18 protein-coding genes, 2 tRNA genes and 1 other RNA gene are annotated in these 19793 nt (G+C 36.5%); 5 read left to right on the top strand and 16 right to left on the bottom strand.

Translation table 11 applies throughout. The features are described from left to right. Positions 1–161: 161 nt before the first annotated feature. The 3 genes from LA20531_RS09485 to LA20531_RS11170 all read left to right on the top strand — a co-directional run bounded on the left by LA20531_RS09485 (position 162) and on the right by LA20531_RS11170 (position 902). Entirely contained in the window at positions 162–368 is a 207-nt protein-coding gene (locus tag LA20531_RS09485) for a hypothetical protein (RefSeq protein WP_236943752.1), read from the top strand. Beyond that, complete coding sequence (locus tag LA20531_RS09480; protein WP_056939711.1) at positions 361–576, top strand: hypothetical protein; 216 nt, start codon at positions 361–363, stop codon at positions 574–576. The genes LA20531_RS09485 and LA20531_RS09480 overlap by 8 nt, the downstream gene beginning before the upstream one ends. 161 nt (positions 577–737) lie before the next feature. Next, complete coding sequence (locus LA20531_RS11170) at positions 738–902, top strand: hypothetical protein (RefSeq protein ID WP_156399025.1); 165 nt, start codon at positions 738–740, stop codon at positions 900–902. Positions 903–1410: 508 nt separating this feature from the next. On the opposite strand, the gene LA20531_RS09475 is transcribed toward LA20531_RS11170, so the two are convergent. The 3 genes from LA20531_RS09475 to LA20531_RS09465 all read right to left on the bottom strand — a co-directional run bounded on the left by LA20531_RS09475 (position 1411) and on the right by LA20531_RS09465 (position 2280). Further along, the gene (locus LA20531_RS09475) at positions 1411–1797 is read right to left on the bottom strand and encodes a hypothetical protein (protein ID WP_099202346.1); all 387 of its coding nucleotides are present in this window, start codon (positions 1795–1797) and stop codon (positions 1411–1413) included. A 333-nt stretch (positions 1798–2130) separates the two neighbouring features. Beyond that, positions 2131–2203, bottom strand: a tRNA-Gln gene (locus tag LA20531_RS09470). Positions 2204–2208: 5 nt separating this feature from the next. Further along, positions 2209–2280 (bottom strand) — tRNA-Glu (locus LA20531_RS09465). Between the two features lie 88 nt (positions 2281–2368). Between LA20531_RS09465 and LA20531_RS09460 the strand changes: the two genes are divergently transcribed. Then, positions 2369–3382: a serine hydrolase domain-containing protein gene (locus tag LA20531_RS09460; protein ID WP_056939713.1), complete on the top strand. Its 1014-nt coding sequence runs from the start codon at positions 2369–2371 to the stop codon at positions 3380–3382. Between the two features lie 94 nt (positions 3383–3476). Here the strand turns inward: LA20531_RS09460 and LA20531_RS09455 are convergent, their stop codons facing one another. From LA20531_RS09455 to LA20531_RS09445, 3 genes are all read right to left on the bottom strand, one after another. After that, a complete protein-coding gene (locus LA20531_RS09455) occupies positions 3477–4856 on the bottom strand; it encodes an MFS transporter (protein WP_056939714.1) in 1380 nt (459 codons plus the stop codon). Positions 4857–4983: 127 nt separating this feature from the next. Beyond that, positions 4984–6321 carry a glucose-6-phosphate isomerase gene (locus LA20531_RS09450; RefSeq protein WP_056939715.1) on the bottom strand — a complete coding sequence of 446 codons (1338 nt, stop codon included), beginning with the start codon at positions 6319–6321 and terminating at the stop codon, positions 4984–4986. Between the two features lie 87 nt (positions 6322–6408). Then, on the bottom strand, positions 6409–7011 hold the full coding sequence (locus LA20531_RS09445; protein WP_056939716.1) for a VanZ family protein: 603 nt from the start codon (positions 7009–7011) through the stop codon (positions 6409–6411). Positions 7012–7154: 143 nt separating this feature from the next. Between LA20531_RS09445 and LA20531_RS09440 the strand changes: the two genes are divergently transcribed. Next, complete coding sequence (locus LA20531_RS09440) at positions 7155–9335, top strand: LTA synthase family protein (RefSeq protein WP_056939717.1); 2181 nt, start codon at positions 7155–7157, stop codon at positions 9333–9335. Positions 9336–9369: 34 nt separating this feature from the next. Here the strand turns inward: LA20531_RS09440 and LA20531_RS09435 are convergent, their stop codons facing one another. From LA20531_RS09435 to LA20531_RS09390, 10 genes are all read right to left on the bottom strand, one after another. Then, a complete protein-coding gene (locus LA20531_RS09435) occupies positions 9370–10821 on the bottom strand; it encodes a sensor histidine kinase (RefSeq protein ID WP_056939718.1) in 1452 nt (483 codons plus the stop codon). Then, positions 10821–11543: a response regulator transcription factor gene (locus tag LA20531_RS09430; protein WP_041808188.1), complete on the bottom strand. Its 723-nt coding sequence runs from the start codon at positions 11541–11543 to the stop codon at positions 10821–10823. The genes LA20531_RS09435 and LA20531_RS09430 overlap by 1 nt, the downstream gene beginning before the upstream one ends. After that, a complete protein-coding gene (locus LA20531_RS09425; protein WP_013437569.1) occupies positions 11543–11935 on the bottom strand; it encodes an SdpI family protein in 393 nt (130 codons plus the stop codon). Before LA20531_RS09425 ends, LA20531_RS09430 begins: the two co-directional genes overlap by 1 nt. Before the next feature lie 35 nt (positions 11936–11970). Further along, a complete protein-coding gene (manA, locus tag LA20531_RS09420; RefSeq protein ID WP_056939719.1) occupies positions 11971–12936 on the bottom strand; it encodes a mannose-6-phosphate isomerase, class I in 966 nt (321 codons plus the stop codon). Positions 12937–13026: 90 nt separating this feature from the next. After that, positions 13027–14190: a MalY/PatB family protein gene (locus LA20531_RS09415; protein WP_056939720.1), complete on the bottom strand. Its 1164-nt coding sequence runs from the start codon at positions 14188–14190 to the stop codon at positions 13027–13029. Between the two features lie 7 nt (positions 14191–14197). After that, on the bottom strand, positions 14198–15088 hold the full coding sequence (locus tag LA20531_RS09410; protein ID WP_056939721.1) for a DUF3737 family protein: 891 nt from the start codon (positions 15086–15088) through the stop codon (positions 14198–14200). A gap of 178 nt (positions 15089–15266) precedes the next feature. After that, positions 15267–16649: an IS3 family transposase gene (locus LA20531_RS09405; protein WP_099202202.1), complete on the bottom strand. Its 1383-nt coding sequence runs from the start codon at positions 16647–16649 to the stop codon at positions 15267–15269. Between the two features lie 380 nt (positions 16650–17029). Then, positions 17030–17396, bottom strand: a transfer-messenger RNA (tmRNA) gene (gene ssrA, locus LA20531_RS09400). Between the two features lie 52 nt (positions 17397–17448). Continuing rightward, the gene (locus LA20531_RS09395; RefSeq protein WP_056940674.1) at positions 17449–18633 is read right to left on the bottom strand and encodes an acetate/propionate family kinase; all 1185 of its coding nucleotides are present in this window, start codon (positions 18631–18633) and stop codon (positions 17449–17451) included. Positions 18634–18678: 45 nt separating this feature from the next. Then, the gene (locus LA20531_RS09390) at positions 18679–19680 is read right to left on the bottom strand and encodes a class I SAM-dependent methyltransferase (protein WP_056940675.1); all 1002 of its coding nucleotides are present in this window, start codon (positions 19678–19680) and stop codon (positions 18679–18681) included. Positions 19681–19793 lie beyond the last annotated feature (113 nt).

Below are 19793 nucleotides of genomic sequence, written 5' to 3'. Positions count from 1 at the left end.
ACCACCTCGCTACGCCAATAGCGGTGGCTAGCAGAATAGAAAGAAAATTACTTATGACACATAGAAGAGCAAAAATAACTAATCCTGATTCCATACAGTCTAACATTATGCAATTCATTAAAGAAACTGAATGTAATTACGGTCATACCATAGCCAGAAATATGGCTAATGATTTAACACGACTGGCGGTTGTAGCTCAAACAAACGATTATTTAAGCGAACTAGATTCGCCACGATTTATTATTAGGTTCAAGCTTCATCCCACTACTGGTAGGTTAATCGTTGAAACCATTAACGACAAAATGAAAGGCTATCGTTATACATTTACACCAAGTAAAGTAAATAGAAAGAAGGTCAATTATGACTAAACAAACAGCACGTAATTTAAAAGTTGAAACCATTAGCGCCAAAACTAAAGAACAGCTAACTAATCAAGTCAACTACTTTTTAGAAAATAATCCTAAATTGGTTATCCAAGAAATCAAATACAATACTTGTGCAAGCCCGTACGGTTCTGGTGAGGATATGGACGTCTACGTTGAGTATTCAGCATTAATTATTTACCTTAGGTCCTAATTCGGGGGCTTTTAGTTGACCAGAAAATAAGCCCTCGGGCGGTGGTGTGCTTGCATTTAGGTAAAGTTTAATAAATGTCGAAATCGGCACTAATCAAGGTGTATTCCTTTTCAGGGATGCACCTATTTTGTTACTATGATGTTAAGTGAGGTGGTTAATAAATGGAAAAAGACAAGAAAACACCTATAACTTTAGATAATGTAGATGAAATTATAGACAGTATCCCACCTGAACAATTTGAAAAGGATAGAAAGAAAATGAAAAAGAAGATGGCTGAAAGCCGTAAATATTGGAATGATAAAGCTAAGAATAAAAATAGATCATAACTATTATTTAAGAGAACTGTTTTACAGCGGTTCTTTTTTATTGCAATAACGTCAGGTTTTGTCAGGTTCTAAAGAAGCAAAATAACGCAAAATAGCCCCTTTTTAACTTGTTAAATATGAACTTGATTAATTCATTTGAAAGTATTGATATAACAGCATTTCTTCAATTAATTAGGTTCATATTTTTACAGGTTTGGGGGCTTTTATGTCGCTATTAAAAATCTAACATTTTCAAACAAATAAGGGCTTTTTATTGATAGCTTAATGCCAGTATTTATCAAGGTTTAGCCCTATTTTGATAAGATGCTAATGTTGCATTAATAAATAATATAAAAATGTTAATTATTGTTAACTTTCTAGGCTTTTATGTTTATAGGGTTTGACCTCTAAATCTTCGATATAATGGGCTTTAGCAGGCTCTAGGATAATCTACTTCATTAACCAATTTAACAGCCCTAACCCCTCTTAAAATTACGCATAAGCACCAGTAATTAATTTTTACTGGTGCTTATTTTAATTGAAATCTAAATTCTAAATTATATCTATCTGCTTGCTTATTGTACTCATTAGCAAAACAAACTAAGGCTTCATTTATTTTCTTACATGTAGCGCTATGCTTAAAGCCTATTAATGGCTCAAGGTCTTTTAGCCTTGTATGCTTGATGTAGTGTTCAATAATAAGCGTTCTATAGGGATGCACAGCGGTATTTTCTAATTCCGCTATGGTAGTACTAGCCAAGGCGTAAACGTTCTGATAGTAAGCAAAACCACCCTTCTCGCTTATGTTTACTTTGATGGTTTTTACTGAAGATTCGGACAAGCATCGCCCAGTGGCTAACAATGCTAATCTAGGATAATCTTCTTTAAAGAAATTTCTTACTTGTTGATGCTTCATAATTATTAACTCGCCTACTCTATAGCTATTGATTATGGCACAGATAAAAATAAAACCAACGCCCCACAACGTTGGTTCGTTGGTTATTAACATAAATATGATACATGCTTATTATATCATGGTTAAACATCTAAGATTAGCCCACCTACACACTAAAACAATTTCAACTAGACCAATTTTATATTTTTTGGTGCTAGTAAATGCCAGTAAAAATATTGCTTAGAATATTGTATTATTTTGCTTATTTTCACCTAATTTCAGAAAATCGTAAAAAACAAAAATGCCTTAACACTGGGCTTTTGAAGCTTTCAGCATTAAGACATTTTCCTATTATTGGGATATTGGGGCTCGAACCCAAACATCCAGGAACCAGAATCCTGTGCCTTACCAATTTGGCTATATCCCAGTAAATCACCCGTACGAGAATTGAACTCATAACTCCACCTTGAGAGGGTGGCGTCTTAACCATTTGACCAACGGGCGAATCAACACTCATAATTATGCTTTTTTCTGCTAGGCTTGTCAAGTCATTTTGTCTATAATTAGTGGTAATGGACGGTGAAAAATACAAATGATCAATTACAATAAAACGCAACATTTAATCGAGTCAATGGTGTTTGATCGCATTGTTCCTGGTGTTAATTATACCTTTATTAATAAAAAACAAATCTTCACCTCGACAACGGGCTTTGCTAGCATTTATCCTGAGGTTACACAACTTAGCCCCTTCGCAGAATATGATCTTGCTAGTCTAACTAAGGTGTTAGCCACAGAAAATGTACTGCTTAAGCTTTATGATCAAGGCAAACTCAATTTCACTGAGCCCTTGCAACAATTCATTCCTGAATTCAAAGATCCACGAATTCGACTTTACCATCTATTAACTCACACCAGCGGTATTCGCGGCTGGATTCCTCATCGCGATGAGTTAAATCATGATGAACTATTAAAAGCATTGATTAACTTGCCTGTTACCGATGATTTTGAACACAAGATGCGCTATGCTGACACTAACTTCATTCTACTCGGCTTGGTAATCAAAAGCATTTATGGCAAACCAGTGCAGGAAGTGGCTACTCAAGAGGTATTAGATCAAATGCCACTTGTTAACACGACTTTTTCTCCAAAAAAAGAAGATTGCGTACCTACTGCCATTGTTGATGGTACGGTGTTGCAAGGCATCCCTCATGATCCCAAAGCAAGGCAACTAGGCAGTGATTGCGGCTCCGCTGGACTTTTCTCCAACATGCGTGATCTAATCACCTTTAGTCAAGGATACTTAGGTCTTAAGCGAGATGTTCTTCCTTTTAGCCAAGATACTGTCAGCCAATTATTCGATGACAAAACACCTAGAGGTGTTAAGCCACGTTCATGGGGCTGGGACCTACGCTTTGATCCTAAACAAAATTCCCCCATCATTTTACATACTGGTTTTACCGGTACTTTGATCATTCTCGATCGACTAAAACAAACAGGTTTGATTTTGCTAACTAACCGCGTGCATCCCACTGGTCACAACACTATCTTCCTGGCCATGCGCGAAAAAATTATCCGTAGTTTCCTCGCAGAAAATTCCAAAGCATAGAAAAAAGACGACTGTGTGTCAGCCGTCTTTTTATCTCTCACTAAATTTCATCATCCGCCTATTATTATAACTTATTTTCTTTATCTAGCCTAATTTATTTAGCTTTTTCTGCTCTAAACATTTTCCAATAACTAAACATAATGATCAAACTCATCAGCAAAGTAAAGCAAAAGGCTGCTTGACTACCTTGAGCTGTAGCCATTATATAAGAACCATGACCTTGTTTTTGCCAAACTGACATAATTGAAGCAAGGATGGTCGTACCAACTGAACCGGCAAGCTGTTGACTAGTTTGACAAACAGCGGTGGCGTCAGCACGCAACTTACCTGTTTCTACCTTTAAAGCTTCCGCCATAGTATTACTGAAAGACATTCTGTTACCCATCATCATAATGCCATAGAAAATTATGATCATCATTGCACTTAGGTTCAAACCAAAAATAGCAAATAATAAACAACTAAGAGCCATAAAAAAGCCACCTAGATACAATGGTAATTTAGCACCACGTTTATCATATAAGCTACCAAAATATGGGTTAAGTAAACCAGCAATAATACTTCCTGGAAGTAATACCAAGCCACCAACCAGTGAACTTTGTTTACCTACAATTTGGATATAGTTAGGCAAAACGAAACTGATACCAATATTGTTAAATTGCAAAAGAAAGTATGCTAGTGCCCCAAAAACAAAGGCTTTTTGTTTAAATACTGCTAAATCCAATAATTTTTTGGATGATTTTTGTGATAATTTTACAAAAGCCCATACTAATAAGGCGGTAACTACTAACAAAATCCATAATAGTGGATTAGCCATGCCATAGCTAATTTGGTTAACGCCCAATGTTAAGGTGATGAATGCTGCAGCTAATGTAATAAATGAGAGATAATCAAAACTACTCTTAACTTGATCATGATATTTCCCTATTACTGGTGTTCCAGCAACAAATGCAATCAGAGCAAAAATAGTAACGAAAACAAAGATCCAACGCCAGTTTAGATAGAAGGTAGTAATACCACCAAAGGCAGGCCCTAAGGTTGGTGCCATTGCGACAACTAAACCAGCGATTCCCATATAAACGCCCCACTTAGATCGTGGCATAATCTCCGTTACCAAGTTGAACATTAGTGGCGTACTTAAGCCAGCACCTAATGCGGAAATCAGTCTGCCCAAAAGCAAAATTGGAAAGTTAGGTGCAATCGCACTAATAACGCTACCTACCATAAAGCCAACACAGGCAATGATAAATAACTGTCTAGCAGTAAAACGGTCATTTAAATAGGATGAACAAATCATAATAATGGCGATCATCAATAAATAGCCCGTTGTCGTCCACTGAATAGTATCAAGCGACACTTTGAATTCTTTCATCATGGTCGGAAATGTAACGTTTAAACTTGTTTCCGTCAAAATTCCTACAAAAGACATAAAAGCCGCGGATAAAACAGCCAAAATATTTTTTGTGCTCTTTTTCATAATCTCTTCCTTCATAAATAATCAAACAAAAAGAGTAGAAACTAATCGGGTTTCTACTCTTTCTTTAATTGGTAAAACCAATTATATTAAAACGCATACTATCAAATATGCTGAGTAAAGCTAATTATTAAAGACGCTTAGCTAAATCGTCGTGTAAGTTTTCGTAACCTGGCTTGTTAAGAAGACCAAACATGTTACGCTTGTAAGCTTCAACACCTGGTTGGTTGAATGGGTTGATACCGTTCAAATAACCTGAAATAGCAATAGCTAATTCGAAGAAGTAAATCATGTAACCTAAAGTATGTGCTGATTGGTCTGGAATGTTAACAGTCATAACTGGAACACCACCGTCAGTGTGAGCCAAAACAACACCTTCGTAAGCACGGTCGTTTACGTAGTTCAAGCTCTTGCCTTCCAAGAAGTTAAGTTGGTCAAGGTTCTTTTCATCGCCTGGGATCTTAACGTCGTGGCGTGGGTTTTCAACACGGATAACAGTTTCGAACAAGTTACGTAAACCTTCTTGGATGTATTGGCCAAGTGAGTGAAGGTCAGTAGTGAAGTTAGCACTTGATGGGTAAATCCCCTTTTGGTCCTTACCTTCTGATTCACCCATTAATTGCTTGCACCATTCACCAAACATTCTAAGGCTTGGTTCATAGTTTTCAACAATTTCAGTAGTGTAACCCTTACGGTAAAGGATGTTACGAAGTGCTGCGTATTGGTATGGTGAGTTCTTTGACAAATCAGTGTCAGTGTAGTCAGCACGAGCGTCTGCAGCACCTTTCATTAATTCGTCAATGTCAGCACCTGAAGCAGCGATTGGAAGTAAACCAACAGCTGAAAGAACACTGTAACGACCACCAACGTCATCTGGAACTACGAATTCTTCGTAACCTTCTGCGTCAGCTTCAGTCTTCAAAGCACCCTTTTGACGGTCAGTAGTTGCGTAAATTCTCTTGGCAGCTTCTTCTTTACCGTACTTCTTGATTAACTTGTCTTTGAAGATTCTGAATGCTACTGATGGTTCAGTAGTAGTACCTGACTTAGAAATTACGTTAATGCTGAAGTCCTTGTCGCCTAACCATTCGATTAAGTCGTAAAGGTATGAACCTGAAAGTGAGTTACCACAGAAGACAACAGTTGGCATATCACTGTCAACCTTGCCGTAGAAGTTGCTGTTCAAGAATTCAATTGCAGCTTGTGCACCAAGGTATGAACCACCAATACCGATACAAATTAAAACATCTGAATCGTTTTGAATCTTCTTGGCAGCCTTCTTGATACGAGCGAATTCATCCTTGTCGTAATCTACTGGCAAATTAAGCCAACCACGGAAATCGTTACCAGCACCAGTACCTTCACGGAGTTCAGTGTTAGCAGCGTTTACCATTGCTTGCATTTCACTTAATTCATTTTCGTGAACAAATGGAGTTAATTTACTACTATCAAATTTAATTAAACTCATAAATCTGCTTCCTAACTATAAAAAATGTTTACAACCCTATTTTAACAATCTTATTTAATGAATACCAGTCTCAAAGTACAAGCGCATTCATTTTTTTCGAAACAAACGATAAATTAAATAGCCTAAAACGGCACCGCAGGTATTAAAGAAGACATCATCAATATCGCTTACGCCGGTTTCCAATAAAAACTGCAAAGTTTCAATATTAATTGAAAAGAGCATCCCTATTAACACAGTCTTAACAAACGACTGCTTCTTGGAAAATACAATTGGAAACAGGATACCAAATGGTACAAAGCAAAGAATATTGCCGAATGAATTATAAAAGAAGTCCAGCCTGCTAGGAGCATACACTAATTTCCAGGTTTCTTTCATAAAGACTAAATTAACATCGCTAAGTGGCCTGTTGAAATTAAAAACGAGCTGCCAAGGGAAATACGTATCTCGGAAAGTCGTTAACATCAAAACCAGAATCATATAAAATGCAAATATCCAAACACTAGCTTCTGATTTAAGTGAACGTCTTCTGCGAATAAAAAGAAGCCAGATTAAGCGTAAAACAGCAAAAATCAAAAAATAAAAAACTGTTTTATCTAATGCCATTAAAGTCAACTTAACTAAAGCGAAATGATTGATACTGGTCGCATATTGTTTTGCTAGAAAATTATATATTGGGCCAAAAAATAGCATGCTCTGCCTCTTTCCAAGTTATTCCTATAAAATTATACCCACTTTTTAATAACTAAATTATTAAAAAAGAGATAACTATTAGCAAAACGTTGTTTTAACCCAGCTTAACCTTTAAAATTAATGTTTGTTAAGGAGTTAATTATATGAAGAAAAAGAAAATCATCGCTTTTATCCAAACTAGACCTGGCTTTTTAGCACTGCTAGTTTTCTGCTTTTGGGTAAAATACATTTTTGCTGCTTATTTCGACTTTAATTTAGGACTAACTGATCCTTATCAGCACATTATCATGTGGCTCAGTCCTATCGGAACAGCAATCATCCTTATCAGTATCGGTTTTTATTTTCCAAGACCAATCGTGTCATACATTGCAATGCTGGTGATGGATTTTGCCAATACTGCATTATTATTTGCCAACATCATTTACTACCGGCAATTCACGGATTTCCTAACCATCAAAACAATGACCAATGCTGGCAAAGTATCACAGGGATTAGGTAAAAGTACCGTTGCCCTGCTTCATCCCAGCGATATCATTATTTGGATAGATCTAGTCATCATCATTACCCTTTTGATCATTCATAAAATTAAAATTGATCAAAAGTCATACGGTTTATCAATGTCTTTGGCTATTACCTCCATTGGTGCACTTCTGACCACCATAAACATCTTCTTAGCCGAAACGTCTCGTCCTCGACTTTTGCGTAATACTTTTGATCGTTCCTACGTAGTTAAATATTTAGGTGTCGATACTTTTACCGCTTATGACGGAATTAAAAGTGCTCAAAATGGTCAGGTAACCAGAAATGCTAACGCTTCAGATTTAAACAATATTCTGAATTTCACCAAGCAAAATTATGCCGCTCCTTCTTCTTCATATTTTGGCATTGAGAAAAATCGCAATGTAATCGTGATTCACCTTGAAAGTTTCCAACAGTTTTTGATCAATCTTAAGGTTAACGGTAAAGAAGTAACCCCATTTTTAAACTCGTTATACAAGAATAAACATACCATTAGCTTCTGTAACTTTTACCATCAAGTAGGTCTAGGCCGTACCAGTGATGCAGAAAACATGCTTGAAACTGGCACATATGGTATTTCAGACGGTTCGCTTTTTACTTCATTGGGTTCAGAAAATACATTCCAGGCCGCACCTCAAATTTTGCGCCAGGATGGTTACACTTCAGCCGTCTTCCATGGCAACGTAGGTACTTTTTGGAACAGAAATGATGTCTATAAAAACATGGGCTACAATTATTTCTTCGACAAAAACTATTACTCTACACAGCCTAAAGATGCTAGTGGCTATGGTTTAAAAGATAAACTGTTCTTTGCCGAAAGTATTAAATACCTAGAACAGATGCAGCAACCGTTCTACACTAAATTTATTACGGTTACTAACCACATTCCGTTCAATTTGGATAAAGAAGATCAAGATCCTAACTTTAAGACTACAAATACTACGGATCAAACCATCAATAATTATTTTGTAACGGCTCACTACCTTGATGAAGCAATTCGTGAATTCTTCAATTACCTTAAATCTTCTGGTTTATACAAGAATACCATGGTAGTAATTTATGGTGACCACTATGGTTTAAGCAATTCAGAAAATGAAACTTTAGCTCCAATTATCGGCGAAAGTTCTGATACTTGGAATACTTACAACAACGTCCAAATGCAACGTGTGCCATTCATGATTCATGCTAATAATCTTAAGGGACAAATCAATCATGAAGTCGGTGGTGAAATTGACGTTTTACCTACTCTACTTCATTTGCTTGGCGTTAATACAAAAGACTACATTCAATTCGGAAATGACTTGCTTTCACCTCACAGACAAAATTGGGTAGTCTTTAGAAACGGCACAATCGTTAGTTCCAAGTACGTCATTGTTGGTGCCAAAGGAATCAAGGGTACTGTCTATGACCGTAAAAATGGTAAACAGATTATCAACTTTACCCCTCAAGAAAAGAAAGAAATTGCGGAACTAGCCAAAAAGGGTAAAAACTCCTTGCGCTACTCAGATCTATTAAACAATCACAACCTGTTGCGCTTCTACACGCCTAAGGGCTTTATCCCAGTAGATCCAGATCAATTTAATTATTCTGAGAACTATCGAAGAATGATCAATATTAGACAGCAACTTGCAGGCCATTCTACTTCCCTCTATAGCAGACACCACGGTTCAACTACTAGCCTCTATAAAACTGATGCACCAGAACTAAAAGGTCGCCAAGAGGAAATTGATCAAGTCTCTGAAGTGATAAAAAACAACAGCAGTAAAAATTCCGCTACAAGCAGTAGCAGTGAAGATGACCAATAAAAATAGCCTGGAAAAATATTTCCAGACTATTTTTTTATTTTTCAACAAATTGTTCAAAGCCTTTATCATAAAAAACTACGGTAAATGTCGAACCTTTGCCAGGCTCTGATTCAACAGTTACTTTACCACCATGTTGCTTAATTAAAGATGATACTATCGCTAAACCTAGACCGGATTCTCCCGTGCCCATTCGTGCTCTAGACGGATCAGCCTTGAAGAAACGTTCAAAGATATACTTAATTTGATCTTTGCTCATTCCAATACCATTATCTTTAACTGACAGCACAGTCGCATGTACCATGCGTTCTCCTTTAATTTCGATCTTGCCATCATGGGTAAACTGAATGGCATTTTGAACCAAGTTGACCATTACTTGAGTGAAACGATCACGATCAGCATAGATTGGCAAATCATCAGGAGCTATTACTTCCAGCTCATCATTGGCCTTTTCAGCATTTTGACTAAGCTGAGATTTCAGATCTTGCAAAATTGGTGTAGCATTGAAGTTAGTCTTAATCAAATTGATTTGATTATTGCGAATCTTTTCGTAATCCAGATTTTCATTAACCAGACGAATTAAACGCTTAGTTTCTCTCTGCATCAAAGCAATCGATTTTGGTTTAGACTCTTCTGGAATCGCATCATATTGCAAGCCTTCTAAAATGCCGTTAATCGTAGTTAGCGGCGTTCTCATTTCATGAGCCGCATCTGCCATAAATTGATCTCGCCGTTTTTCTTGCGCCTTAACTTCCTCATTGGACTGTTTTAAAGCTTGAACCATCTTATTGAAGTTCTCTGCCAACTGGTCAATTTCATCGCTATCTTTATGTTGAATCTGCACATTAAAGTTACCAGAAGCAACCTTTTGTGTTGCCCGAGAGAGCCGCTTGATTCGTTTGGTTGAATAATATGAAATAATAAAACTTAAGATCAAACCAACTGCCACGGTCATTAATAATGCTCTCAACAAATTACGTTTAGCCATGTAAATTGGTCGTTCAACATGAGTAACTCGTGAACTAATCCAAGCTACACCTACTAAGTTTTTACCATTCATCCAAGGAACAAGCACACCAGTATATGCATCCTTAGTGGACCTAATAGGTGATTGTTCATTATGATTATTTTGAATACGAATTTCTTGGCCAGTCTTTAACGTAGCAAAAACGTTCTTGGACAGTTGAACTTTGGCATTAACCTTAGGATAGATTTGCTCGTTTTTATCATTAAAAATACGCAAATGAACATCTTCACCACGCAACACAAACTCTAATTGATTTAAGAAATTATTATTAAGCAGTGCCGTGCCATTTTTTCCATCAGCTTCAGCCAAATCACCCAGCGATTCTGCATAGCCTTCCATTCGCTGATAATTTTGCATATACGCTTGATTACGCGCATAACCAATTTCGGAATAACCAATAATCGAAATAGTCGTTACGATTATCAGTAAGAAACCTAGCATGTTTTGATAAATTAATTTCATTATTTTGCCTGTGAATCATCAAATTTATAACCGACGCCCCAAACAGTTTGGATCACTTTAGCTCCAACCTTTTCGAGCTTTTGACGCAACTTCTTAATGTGGGCATCTACGGTTCTTTCCTCACCGTAATATTCATAGCCCCACACCAATTCCAAAAGCTGATCACGCGAAAAGACTTGCTTAGGCTTTTGTGCCATCGTATAAAGCAAGTCAAATTCTTTAGGTGTTAAATCGGTCACAGGCTGAGCGTCGAATAAGACTTCACGTCTACTCTTTGAAATCTTTAAGTGCTCAGTTTCAATATCATAGTCTTGCTTCTTTTCTTGCGGAAGTGCAGGCTTTTCCTCCATCATTACTCGACGATGAAGAGCCTTAATTCTAGCAATTAAGGCAATTGGACTAAAAGGCTTAGTGACATACTCGTCGGCTCCGATACCTAAACCGAGTACTTGATCTGATTCACTGCCTCTTGCAGTAAGCATGATAATTGGAACAGTAGGAGAAATTGCTCTTACTTCCTTGGCCACTTGAATTCCGTCTTTTTTAGGCAAATTCAAGTCTAGCGTAATCAAATCATACTTATCCGCATTTTCTTTAAACATATCGACGGCTTCGACACCGTCGACAGCAATATCTTGTTCCCAGCCTTCCTTTTTGAAAAACATTCCCATCATTTCAGCGACGGAATTGTCATCTTCAACCATTAATATTTTCAAACTCATTATCGATCCCTAAATCCCTTTGTTCTTTGACGTTTCACTTTATCGGGATCGACATAGTCAGGTGGCAATTCGTGTCGTTTAAGCAGAAACTTTTTCAAGCTTTTTTCTGTATAAACAATTGGCAACAAGATAAACAAATAAAAAGTTAATAGCCAAATGAGAAAATAGCGATCCCAATTCAAAAAGTGAATAATTAAACCAATCACAACTTGAATCAAGCCAAAGAGAATACAATATAAACTCGCCCTTCTTTGGGCAAATTTAAAGCTCTCTTTATTGACTTGCGCCAGATAAGATAAATAACCATAAATTCGATTAGGTCTTTTAGCTGGCGAAATCAGCCAAAGTATCCCAATCACCATCATAATTAAGCCACAAGCGACATAGATCACAAATTCTCACTCCTAATTCTGATAAATTAAAACGGTTATCCCTCACCAGGTGCAGACATAACTATTCTCATTTTACCAGTGAATGTGAATTTCTTCATCTCATTTGGAATAATTAAATTAGTTCCCATCTTTAAATCGTATGATTTGCCATCAGCTTCAAGTTTACCTTCGCCCTTGATTACTGATACCAAAAGATATGGATGGTTGTTCAAACCGGTCTTCCAAGTACCGTCAAGATCGATTTGCCATAAGTAAAAGTGTGGTGAAACTGGTGGTTTTACGCAAGTCTTAATTTCTGCATCTTGATCCTTGCTGGTTTTAACATCAAGCTTTGGATCAACATGTGGTACAGTCGTGACATCAATTGACTTTTGGGTGTGAAGTTCACGCTTCTTGCCAGTCTTCTTGTCTACACGATCGTAGTCGTACAAACGGTAAGTAACGTCACTTGATTGTTGAGTTTCAATTACCAAGCATCCCTTAGTCAAAGCGTGAATTGTACCTGCAGGAACATAGAAGAAGTCGCCAGCTTTTACTGGAACTTTTCTAAGAAGCTTGTCCCATTCACCCTTGTGAATCATGTCTGCTAATTCTTCGCGAGTCTTAGCATGGTGACCATAAATAATGTAGGCACCTGGATCGGCTTGCATGACGTACCAACTTTCAGTTTTACCTGAGTCATTTTCCACCTTGCGAGCATAGTCATCGTCAGGGTGCACTTGAACTGATAAGTTATCGTTAGCGTCCAAGAATTTTACCAAAAGTGGGAATTCTTTAGCTTTAGGATTGCCAAAAAGTTCTGGGTGCTTTAAGTAAACATCTCTAAGTGACATGCCCTTAAGTGGGCCTTCAGTTACAGTTGAAGCATCATCCTTATAGCCGGAAATAATCCAGGCTTCGCCAACTTTTCCATCCGGAATATCATAGTTAAAAATATCCTTTAATTTACGACCGCCCCAAATCTTAGGTCTAAAGTACGGGGTTAAAAATAATGGTTCCATTTAAATCACCTCATATAAAGTATATACTTTAAGGTAAAAGAAATGAAACCCTTTTCTCAATTATATATACTTTTTTCTTTACATGTAAAGCTATTTGCTATACTTACTAATTCCTGTGGCTAAACGGTCCATCCCATCTTTAACCATTTCTAGTGGACAAGCCAAATTAATTCGGATAAAGTCATGACCATCACCGCGATAAATACTACCGGCAGAAACAATCAAACCAGTTTCTTCTCTAATAAAGTTAACTAGTTTTTTTGAGTTATCAGTTATTTCATGTACATCAATCCACATTAAGTAAGTAGCGGTACCTGAAATCACCTTTGCAGTTGGGATTTTAGCCTGAATAAATTCAGCTGCATAATCAAAATTATCATTTAATTGTGCTTTCAATCCCTTCAGCCAGTCATGGCCTTGTTCATAAGCAGCAATGGTTGCGGGAATAGCTAACAGATTAGGTTCAGCTACTTCATCGCTATTTAAGCCGCGGCTCACCATTTCACGCAAATTTTCGTCTGGAACAATTGCAGTAGCGGCATGAAGAGCAGCCACATTAAAGGTCTTACTTGGTGAAACAAGTGAGATCACGCTCTGCTTAGCTGGCCCCTCAACTGAAAATGCTGGTGTATAATCAGGGCCCTTTCTAACTAAATCGCCGTGAATTTCATCTGAGAGCAAAGTTACGTGATGCTTGTGACACAAATCTGCGATTCTTTGTACTTCTTCTGCCGTCCAAACCTTGCCTACTGGATTATGAGGATTGCAGAAAATCATTAAGGTAGTCAAAGGCTCGGCTAACTTTTGTTCTAAGTCTTGCCAATCGACTGCATATTTTTCACCGTCGAATTGCAAATCACTTGATAAAACGTGACGTCCATTATTCAAAATGGAATTATAAAAAATATTGTAAACAGGTTCTTGTACTAAGACATTGTCACCGATGTGTGAAATACGACGAACAATTGAAGAAATTGCTGGTACAACACCTGTAGTAAAAATCATCCATTCATTTTTTGGACGATGGTTGTGTTCAGTTTCATACCAATCAGCTACTTCATTAAAGTAATCATCTTTAGGAAATTCATAGCCAAATGCACCCAAAGCAATTTTTTCTTTCATCGCAGCAGTTATTTCCGGTGCAGTCTTAAAGTCCATGTCTGCGATCCACATTGGCAATTCGCCTGGCTTAACATCCCACTTTACAGAATCAGTATGCGTTCTGTCTGGAGCATTTACAAAATCATATTGCATATTATCACTAGTCCTTTGGTTCTTGATTCATATCTGATTGATTAACCTTTTTACCAATTTTGGGACAATCAATAATCGTCTTTGCAGGATCAATCTTGTTAGGATCCATGATTAAAGTACCGATTTCAGGAGCGACAAGCTTACCTGAAATTGGATTCTTTACACTATCGATTTTGGCATCCAGTTCCATATCCATGTTAGAAACTTTTTCGAAAGCCAAATCTGTATGGATGAGTGAACTATTTTTGATTTCAAGTTGATCAATATAATTTAATCCTTGATCACTTTCAATTTTACAATTAATGAACTTAATATTGTTAGTATTCCAAGCTAAATATTCACCATCAATAATTGAATCATAAATTGTAACGTTCTTACAGTTCCAAAACGCATCTTTAGATACAAAAGTTGAATTATGAACTTCAATATTTTCGGCACCGTCAAAGACGTAGTTGCCAATTACACTTACATTATCAAGGTAAATATTTTTACTATCTTTACCAAAATAATCACCGTTGATTTGAGAATTAGTAATTCTAATATCGTCACAAGTCCACATTGTTTCTTCAGCATCAGCAAAATGAACATTATCTAAAGTGATATGACTAGCTCTTCTGAACAACTTTGGTGCTTGCAACGCACTGTTTTTAATTGAAATATTTTTAGTGTACCAAATACCACTTCTAGACATTGTTTCGAAAGTTGTATTTTCTACATTGACATTTTCATCGTACCAAAGAGGATATTTCCACTTAAAAATTGAATTTTTTAAAGTAATATTTGTTGCTTCTTTTAATGGTGATTCACCTTCACCAAAAGTTATACCTTCTAAGTTGGCGTCATTTAAGCCGTAAAGGATTCTTTCCCCTTCAAAATATCTATTCTTAATTCCTCTCATTATTTTTCTCCGTGTATTTAATATGCTTAATTTCATTTTTAACTATGATAATTGTACAAGCCCTTGCCAATAATGTTTAATACTTATTTTTAGCATTAGTAAATAACTAAAAGTTATAGTAAAAAATAATAAAAAAGCTTTGCTAGGATACTGAACTGAGACCTAAAAATTAGACAGTTTAAAATACAGGATTAATAGAGGCTTGATTCCGATATTCTTTCGGAGTTAAGCCTTTTAATCTGCTCTTTATCCTTTCTTCGTTATAGTATTCGATATATTCTTCGATTGCTTGAGCTAATTCTTGAAGACTATGGTACTTGTATTCTTGATCATAGAACATCTCTGTTTTGAGCAAGCCAAAGAAGTTTTCCATTAGCCCATCATCCATGGAATTACCTTTTCTAGACATGCTTTGAGTAATACCATGAAGCTTTAAAGCACGCTGATATCTTGGACTTTGGTATTGACAGCCCTGATCAGTATGAAAGATGCAATTATTAAGAGCCGTTTCCTTGGCAAAAGCCCTATCAAGCATTGTCATTACTAACTCCATGTCTGGATGTTTGGAAATAGTGTAAGAGACTATATCGCCTCCACAACCATCCAAAATAGGTGATAGATAAAGCTTTTCACCATTGAGGTGAAATTCAGTAATGTCAGTGTACCATTTCATGTTGGGCATTGGTGCAAAGAAATCACGACGAATTAAATTAGGGGCTATCTTGCCAATAGTTCCCTTGTAGCTTGAATACTTACGCTTGTTGCGTCTGATACCCTTAAGACCCAATTTATGCATCCAGTAACGGACTGTTTTCTCAGTAATATTCCAGCCTTCTTTTATTAACTGGAGTGCCACTCGACGATAGCCATAGCGTCCTTTGTGACGATTAAATATTTCCTTGATCCTTGCAATAAGTTTGGAACGCTTGGGCTTCTTAGGCTTTCGTTTAATTATTTTATAGTAAGAACTTCTGGCAATCGTAGGCAGCTCTGGATGCTCTGAAATTGCATCTAAGACATAGTTCAAGCTAACCTTAAATTCATGCCTTAGATCAGTAATTGCCTTAGCTATTTCTTTCGATCTTTGTCTTGATCCAAGGCCTTCAGTTTTTTTACGTATTCGTTCACAATACGCAATCGCAAGTTTTCTTCTTTCAGCTTTTGGATCTCTTTCTCCAATTCCTTGCGTGATTTTTGAGTCTCTTTGATCACGGGCAGGGCGTCCTTTCTGTTTGATAATGACATTATACCCGTTTTCCTTATATTCTCTAAGCCAAATACTAAGTGTGCCAATACTCTTAAGCCCCAGTTCTAGTGATACTTGTACATATGACTTGGTACTGAAAACAGCTTGCTCAATTGCTTGTTCTTTAAATTCCTTAGAATAAACCTGATAAGGCCTATCTAAAACATTGATTCCATACATATCAATTAATCTAAGCATGTAATCCAAATTAGCTACATTCGTTTTATATGTTTTAGACAACTGACTTATTGAAATCTTTTCATCTTTCCATTTACGATAAATTTCTATTTTCTGTTCTTTATTAAATTTAGACATAGTAAAGACCTAAAAGTGTCTCACTTTTAGGTCTCACTTCATACTTTCCTAACAAAGCTTTCTTCTTATCTATGGAGATGTTTGGTATTCATTTTATTTATGCGTCCCTTTTACTAATAATTTATAAGTATGTATAACCTAAAAATAAAACCAACGCCCTACAATGTTGGTTAACATAAACAATGATATAAATCTATTACAGCTAAATATCTAAGATTAGCCTACCTACACAACAAAAATAATTCTGTAGACTTCACGAAAATATGAAGCTTAATATGAAGTCTTTTTTAGGCTTCATATTTGATTTCAACTAATTCAACAAAACAAAAATGCTTTAATATCAATGTTTCTAGCATGTTGACATTAAAGCATTTTCTTATCTATGGAGATGAGGGGAATTGAACCCCTGTCCAAACGCAGCTCGTCACTGACCTCTACGATCATAGTTATATTACTTGAACTTTACTAGTCCAAAACGCCATATAACAGGGCTAGTATGGACTAGCTAACCTGCTAAGACTCTTTTCAACTATTCAGGTGAGGTAGTTAAACGTAACTCGCTAAGTTGATACTCAGTGTCAGCCACGAGTAAACCGACAAAGAGCAACGCATGCGCTAAATTAAGCAGCTAATGCGTAAGAATTTTTGTTATTTGCAGTTATATTTAACTGTAACGTTTTTACGTAGACGTAACCTACGAACCGCAGTCAATGCGAGTCTACGCCTGTCGATTCCCAAAACATCCCCTTGAGACTCTAATATTGTAGCATAGACCTACACAATGTGCGAACAAAAAGGCTTAATTAATGTGAGTTAAACGAACAACGTCACGTTCAATCATTAATTCTTCATTGGTTGGAATAACCATTACTTTAACCTTAGAATCGGGCTTAGTAATAAAGCCTTCACTGATTTTATTGTTAGCTTCGTAATCTGGATCTACACCCATGTACTTAAATGCATCCATTACAGCCTCGCGTACGCCCATGTCGTGTTCACCAATACCGGCGGTAAAGATAATTCCATCTACACCACCCATCTCAGCAATGTATGAACCAACATAGCGAACAATACGGTTAATAAAGATGTTTCTAGCTAACTTTGCACGGTCGCTATCGCTTTCTCTAACGTCACGCATGTCTGGTGAAATACCAGAAAGACCTAACAAACCAGATTTATGGTTCAACATATAGATCATTTCATCCATTGATTTATGTTCAACATGCATTAAGTGTTGAATAAGAGATGGATCAATATCACCTGAACGCGTAGCCATAGTAATACCAGCAAGTGGACTAAAGCCCATTGAAGTATCATATGATTTTGCATCCTTAACAGCAGTGATTGAAGCACCTGAACCCAAGTGACATACAATCAATTTTAAATCTTTAAGATCTTTGCCCATCATATCTGCGGCACGTGGGGCAACATAGCGAACTGAAGTACCATGTGCACCATACTTACGTACGCCGTATTTTTCATAATATTCGTATGGAAGAGAATATAAGTAATGTACTGGATCAAGAGCACGGTGATAAGTTGTATCAAAGACAGCAACTTGAGGAACGTTTGGCAATACGTTCATAAATGCTTCAATGCCGCGACCTTCTGCTGGGTTATGAAGTGGAGCATAATCTTCCAATTCATAAATTTCGTGAAGGTTTTCCTTAGTAATGATAGTTGAATCTTTAAAGAATTCACCACCATTAACTACACGGTGACCAACACCAACAATTTCATTTAAATCTTCAACAACATTAAATTGCTTCAAGAATTTAAGCAATAAACTAACTGCAGCTTCTTGATCTGGAATTTCTGTTTTTTCAACATGCTTTGTTCCATCAGCCAATTTAATTTCAAATGAAGCATCATCAAGGCCTACACGATCGGCCATTCCTTTTGCAATTACTTTTTCATCTGGCAAAGAAAATAGCTTGTACTTGAAAGATGAACTACCAGAGTTGATTGCCAAAACTTTTTCCATAAAAATAAATTCCTCTACTTTCAATAAAGTTACGTGCTTTACGAATTAATGATTGATTTTAGTATACCACTCGTTCAATTTCACATTAAATTGAATCAAAGATTGTTCTTTCTTCAATGAATCCAACTTGGTCAACAAAACTTCACTAGATTTAGCTTCTGAACCATGATTTTGGAAGACAAGAATAGACTTTTGATTAAATTTATTTCTGAACATATCATCAGGCAATTCTACGATCGCCTTCAAATATACCTTTTTGGTGAGCCATGGCATAAAGTCCGCACCAATCTTACCGGACAAAATTGACTTAGGAACAACTAAGAAAGCATAACCATCTGACTTAAGATTCTTGATAATTTGTTCAATCAATAATAAATGAGCAAATGAGTGACCCTTTTTAGCATGATTTTCAAAGTTCTTAGCGTTCTCATCAATTGGGTAATAACCAATTGGCAAATCGCTGACAATCGCATCAGCATTAGGACACATCCAAGGCATTAAAGCATCTTGACAGTATAGCTCAATATCAATGTCATTTAAGTGAGCAGCAACGTCCGTTAAGTTCAACATTTCTTCGTCGTTATCAATTCCAACTAATTGATAGTTGTCTTTGGAGTGATTTAAAGCCTTCAATTGAGAAATTATTGAGAAGAGCAAGTTCCCTGTACCAACTGCTGGATCTATGATTTCCATCTTTTCATCTTTAAGCAACTTATGCATCAGCATTGCTACAACAGTAGAAATAGCTGGTGGTGTTGGCATTTGGTTAGCATCTAAGCCATCGTCATTAACTGCCTTTAAGGTCAAAAAAGTAAATACTTGTGCCTTATCTTTTTGACTGATGTGATCATAATCAATTGCTTGATACTTCTTGCTTAATTCTTCGATGGTCTTTTCATCGGGTGCACCGTTTTCAACTTTTATCTTACCTTGTTCTAAGTTGTCAAATGTTTCAACCAATGCTTCTGTAAATGAAACATTCAATGCATTTTGCAAAGTTTGTACGCAATCTAAAAATTGATTAAAAAGTTTTTCAAAATTTTCCATCTAGTAGCCCTCCATTACCTTTAATATTTTAAAGAAAGGCAAGTTGAGGTGCAAGAAAAGTCATTTAATTAGATAGATATTTAATAAGTAAGATATTGTTTTCCATGCTGGTT

Source organism: Lactobacillus amylovorus DSM 20531, assembly GCF_002706375.1.
GTDB lineage: Bacteria > Bacillota > Bacilli > Lactobacillales > Lactobacillaceae > Lactobacillus > Lactobacillus amylovorus.
This window is presented reverse-complemented; position numbering and strand designations above follow the sequence as displayed.

Excerpts from the sequence above, each read along its gene's own strand:
- LA20531_RS09455 (WP_056939714.1), bottom strand. The coding sequence starts at position 4,856 with ATGAAAAAGAGCACAAAAAATATTTTGGCTGTTTTATCCGCGGCTTTT.
- LA20531_RS09390 (WP_056940675.1), bottom strand. The coding sequence starts at position 19,680 with ATGGAAAATTTTGAAAAACTTTTTAATCAATTTTTAGATTGCGTACAA.
- LA20531_RS09480 (WP_056939711.1), top strand. The coding sequence starts at position 361 with ATGACTAAACAAACAGCACGTAATTTAAAAGTTGAAACCATTAGCGCC.
- LA20531_RS09485 (WP_236943752.1), top strand. The coding sequence starts at position 162 with ATGGCTAATGATTTAACACGACTGGCGGTTGTAGCTCAAACAAACGAT.
- LA20531_RS09475 (WP_099202346.1), bottom strand. The coding sequence starts at position 1,797 with ATGAAGCATCAACAAGTAAGAAATTTCTTTAAAGAAGATTATCCTAGA.
- manA (WP_056939719.1), bottom strand. The coding sequence starts at position 12,936 with ATGGAACCATTATTTTTAACCCCGTACTTTAGACCTAAGATTTGGGGC.
- LA20531_RS09460 (WP_056939713.1), top strand. The coding sequence starts at position 2,369 with ATGATCAATTACAATAAAACGCAACATTTAATCGAGTCAATGGTGTTT.
- LA20531_RS09415 (WP_056939720.1), bottom strand. The coding sequence starts at position 14,190 with ATGCAATATGATTTTGTAAATGCTCCAGACAGAACGCATACTGATTCT.
- LA20531_RS11170 (WP_156399025.1), top strand. The coding sequence starts at position 738 with ATGGAAAAAGACAAGAAAACACCTATAACTTTAGATAATGTAGATGAA.
- LA20531_RS09445 (WP_056939716.1), bottom strand. The coding sequence starts at position 7,011 with ATGCTATTTTTTGGCCCAATATATAATTTTCTAGCAAAACAATATGCG.
- LA20531_RS09410 (WP_056939721.1), bottom strand. The coding sequence starts at position 15,088 with ATGAGAGGAATTAAGAATAGATATTTTGAAGGGGAAAGAATCCTTTAC.
- LA20531_RS09405 (WP_099202202.1), bottom strand. The coding sequence starts at position 16,649 with ATGTCTAAATTTAATAAAGAACAGAAAATAGAAATTTATCGTAAATGG.
- LA20531_RS09450 (WP_056939715.1), bottom strand. The coding sequence starts at position 6,321 with ATGAGTTTAATTAAATTTGATAGTAGTAAATTAACTCCATTTGTTCAC.
- LA20531_RS09395 (WP_056940674.1), bottom strand. The coding sequence starts at position 18,633 with ATGGAAAAAGTTTTGGCAATCAACTCTGGTAGTTCATCTTTCAAGTAC.
- LA20531_RS09435 (WP_056939718.1), bottom strand. The coding sequence starts at position 10,821 with ATGAAATTAATTTATCAAAACATGCTAGGTTTCTTACTGATAATCGTA.
- LA20531_RS09430 (WP_041808188.1), bottom strand. The coding sequence starts at position 11,543 with ATGAGTTTGAAAATATTAATGGTTGAAGATGACAATTCCGTCGCTGAA.
- LA20531_RS09440 (WP_056939717.1), top strand. The coding sequence starts at position 7,155 with ATGAAGAAAAAGAAAATCATCGCTTTTATCCAAACTAGACCTGGCTTT.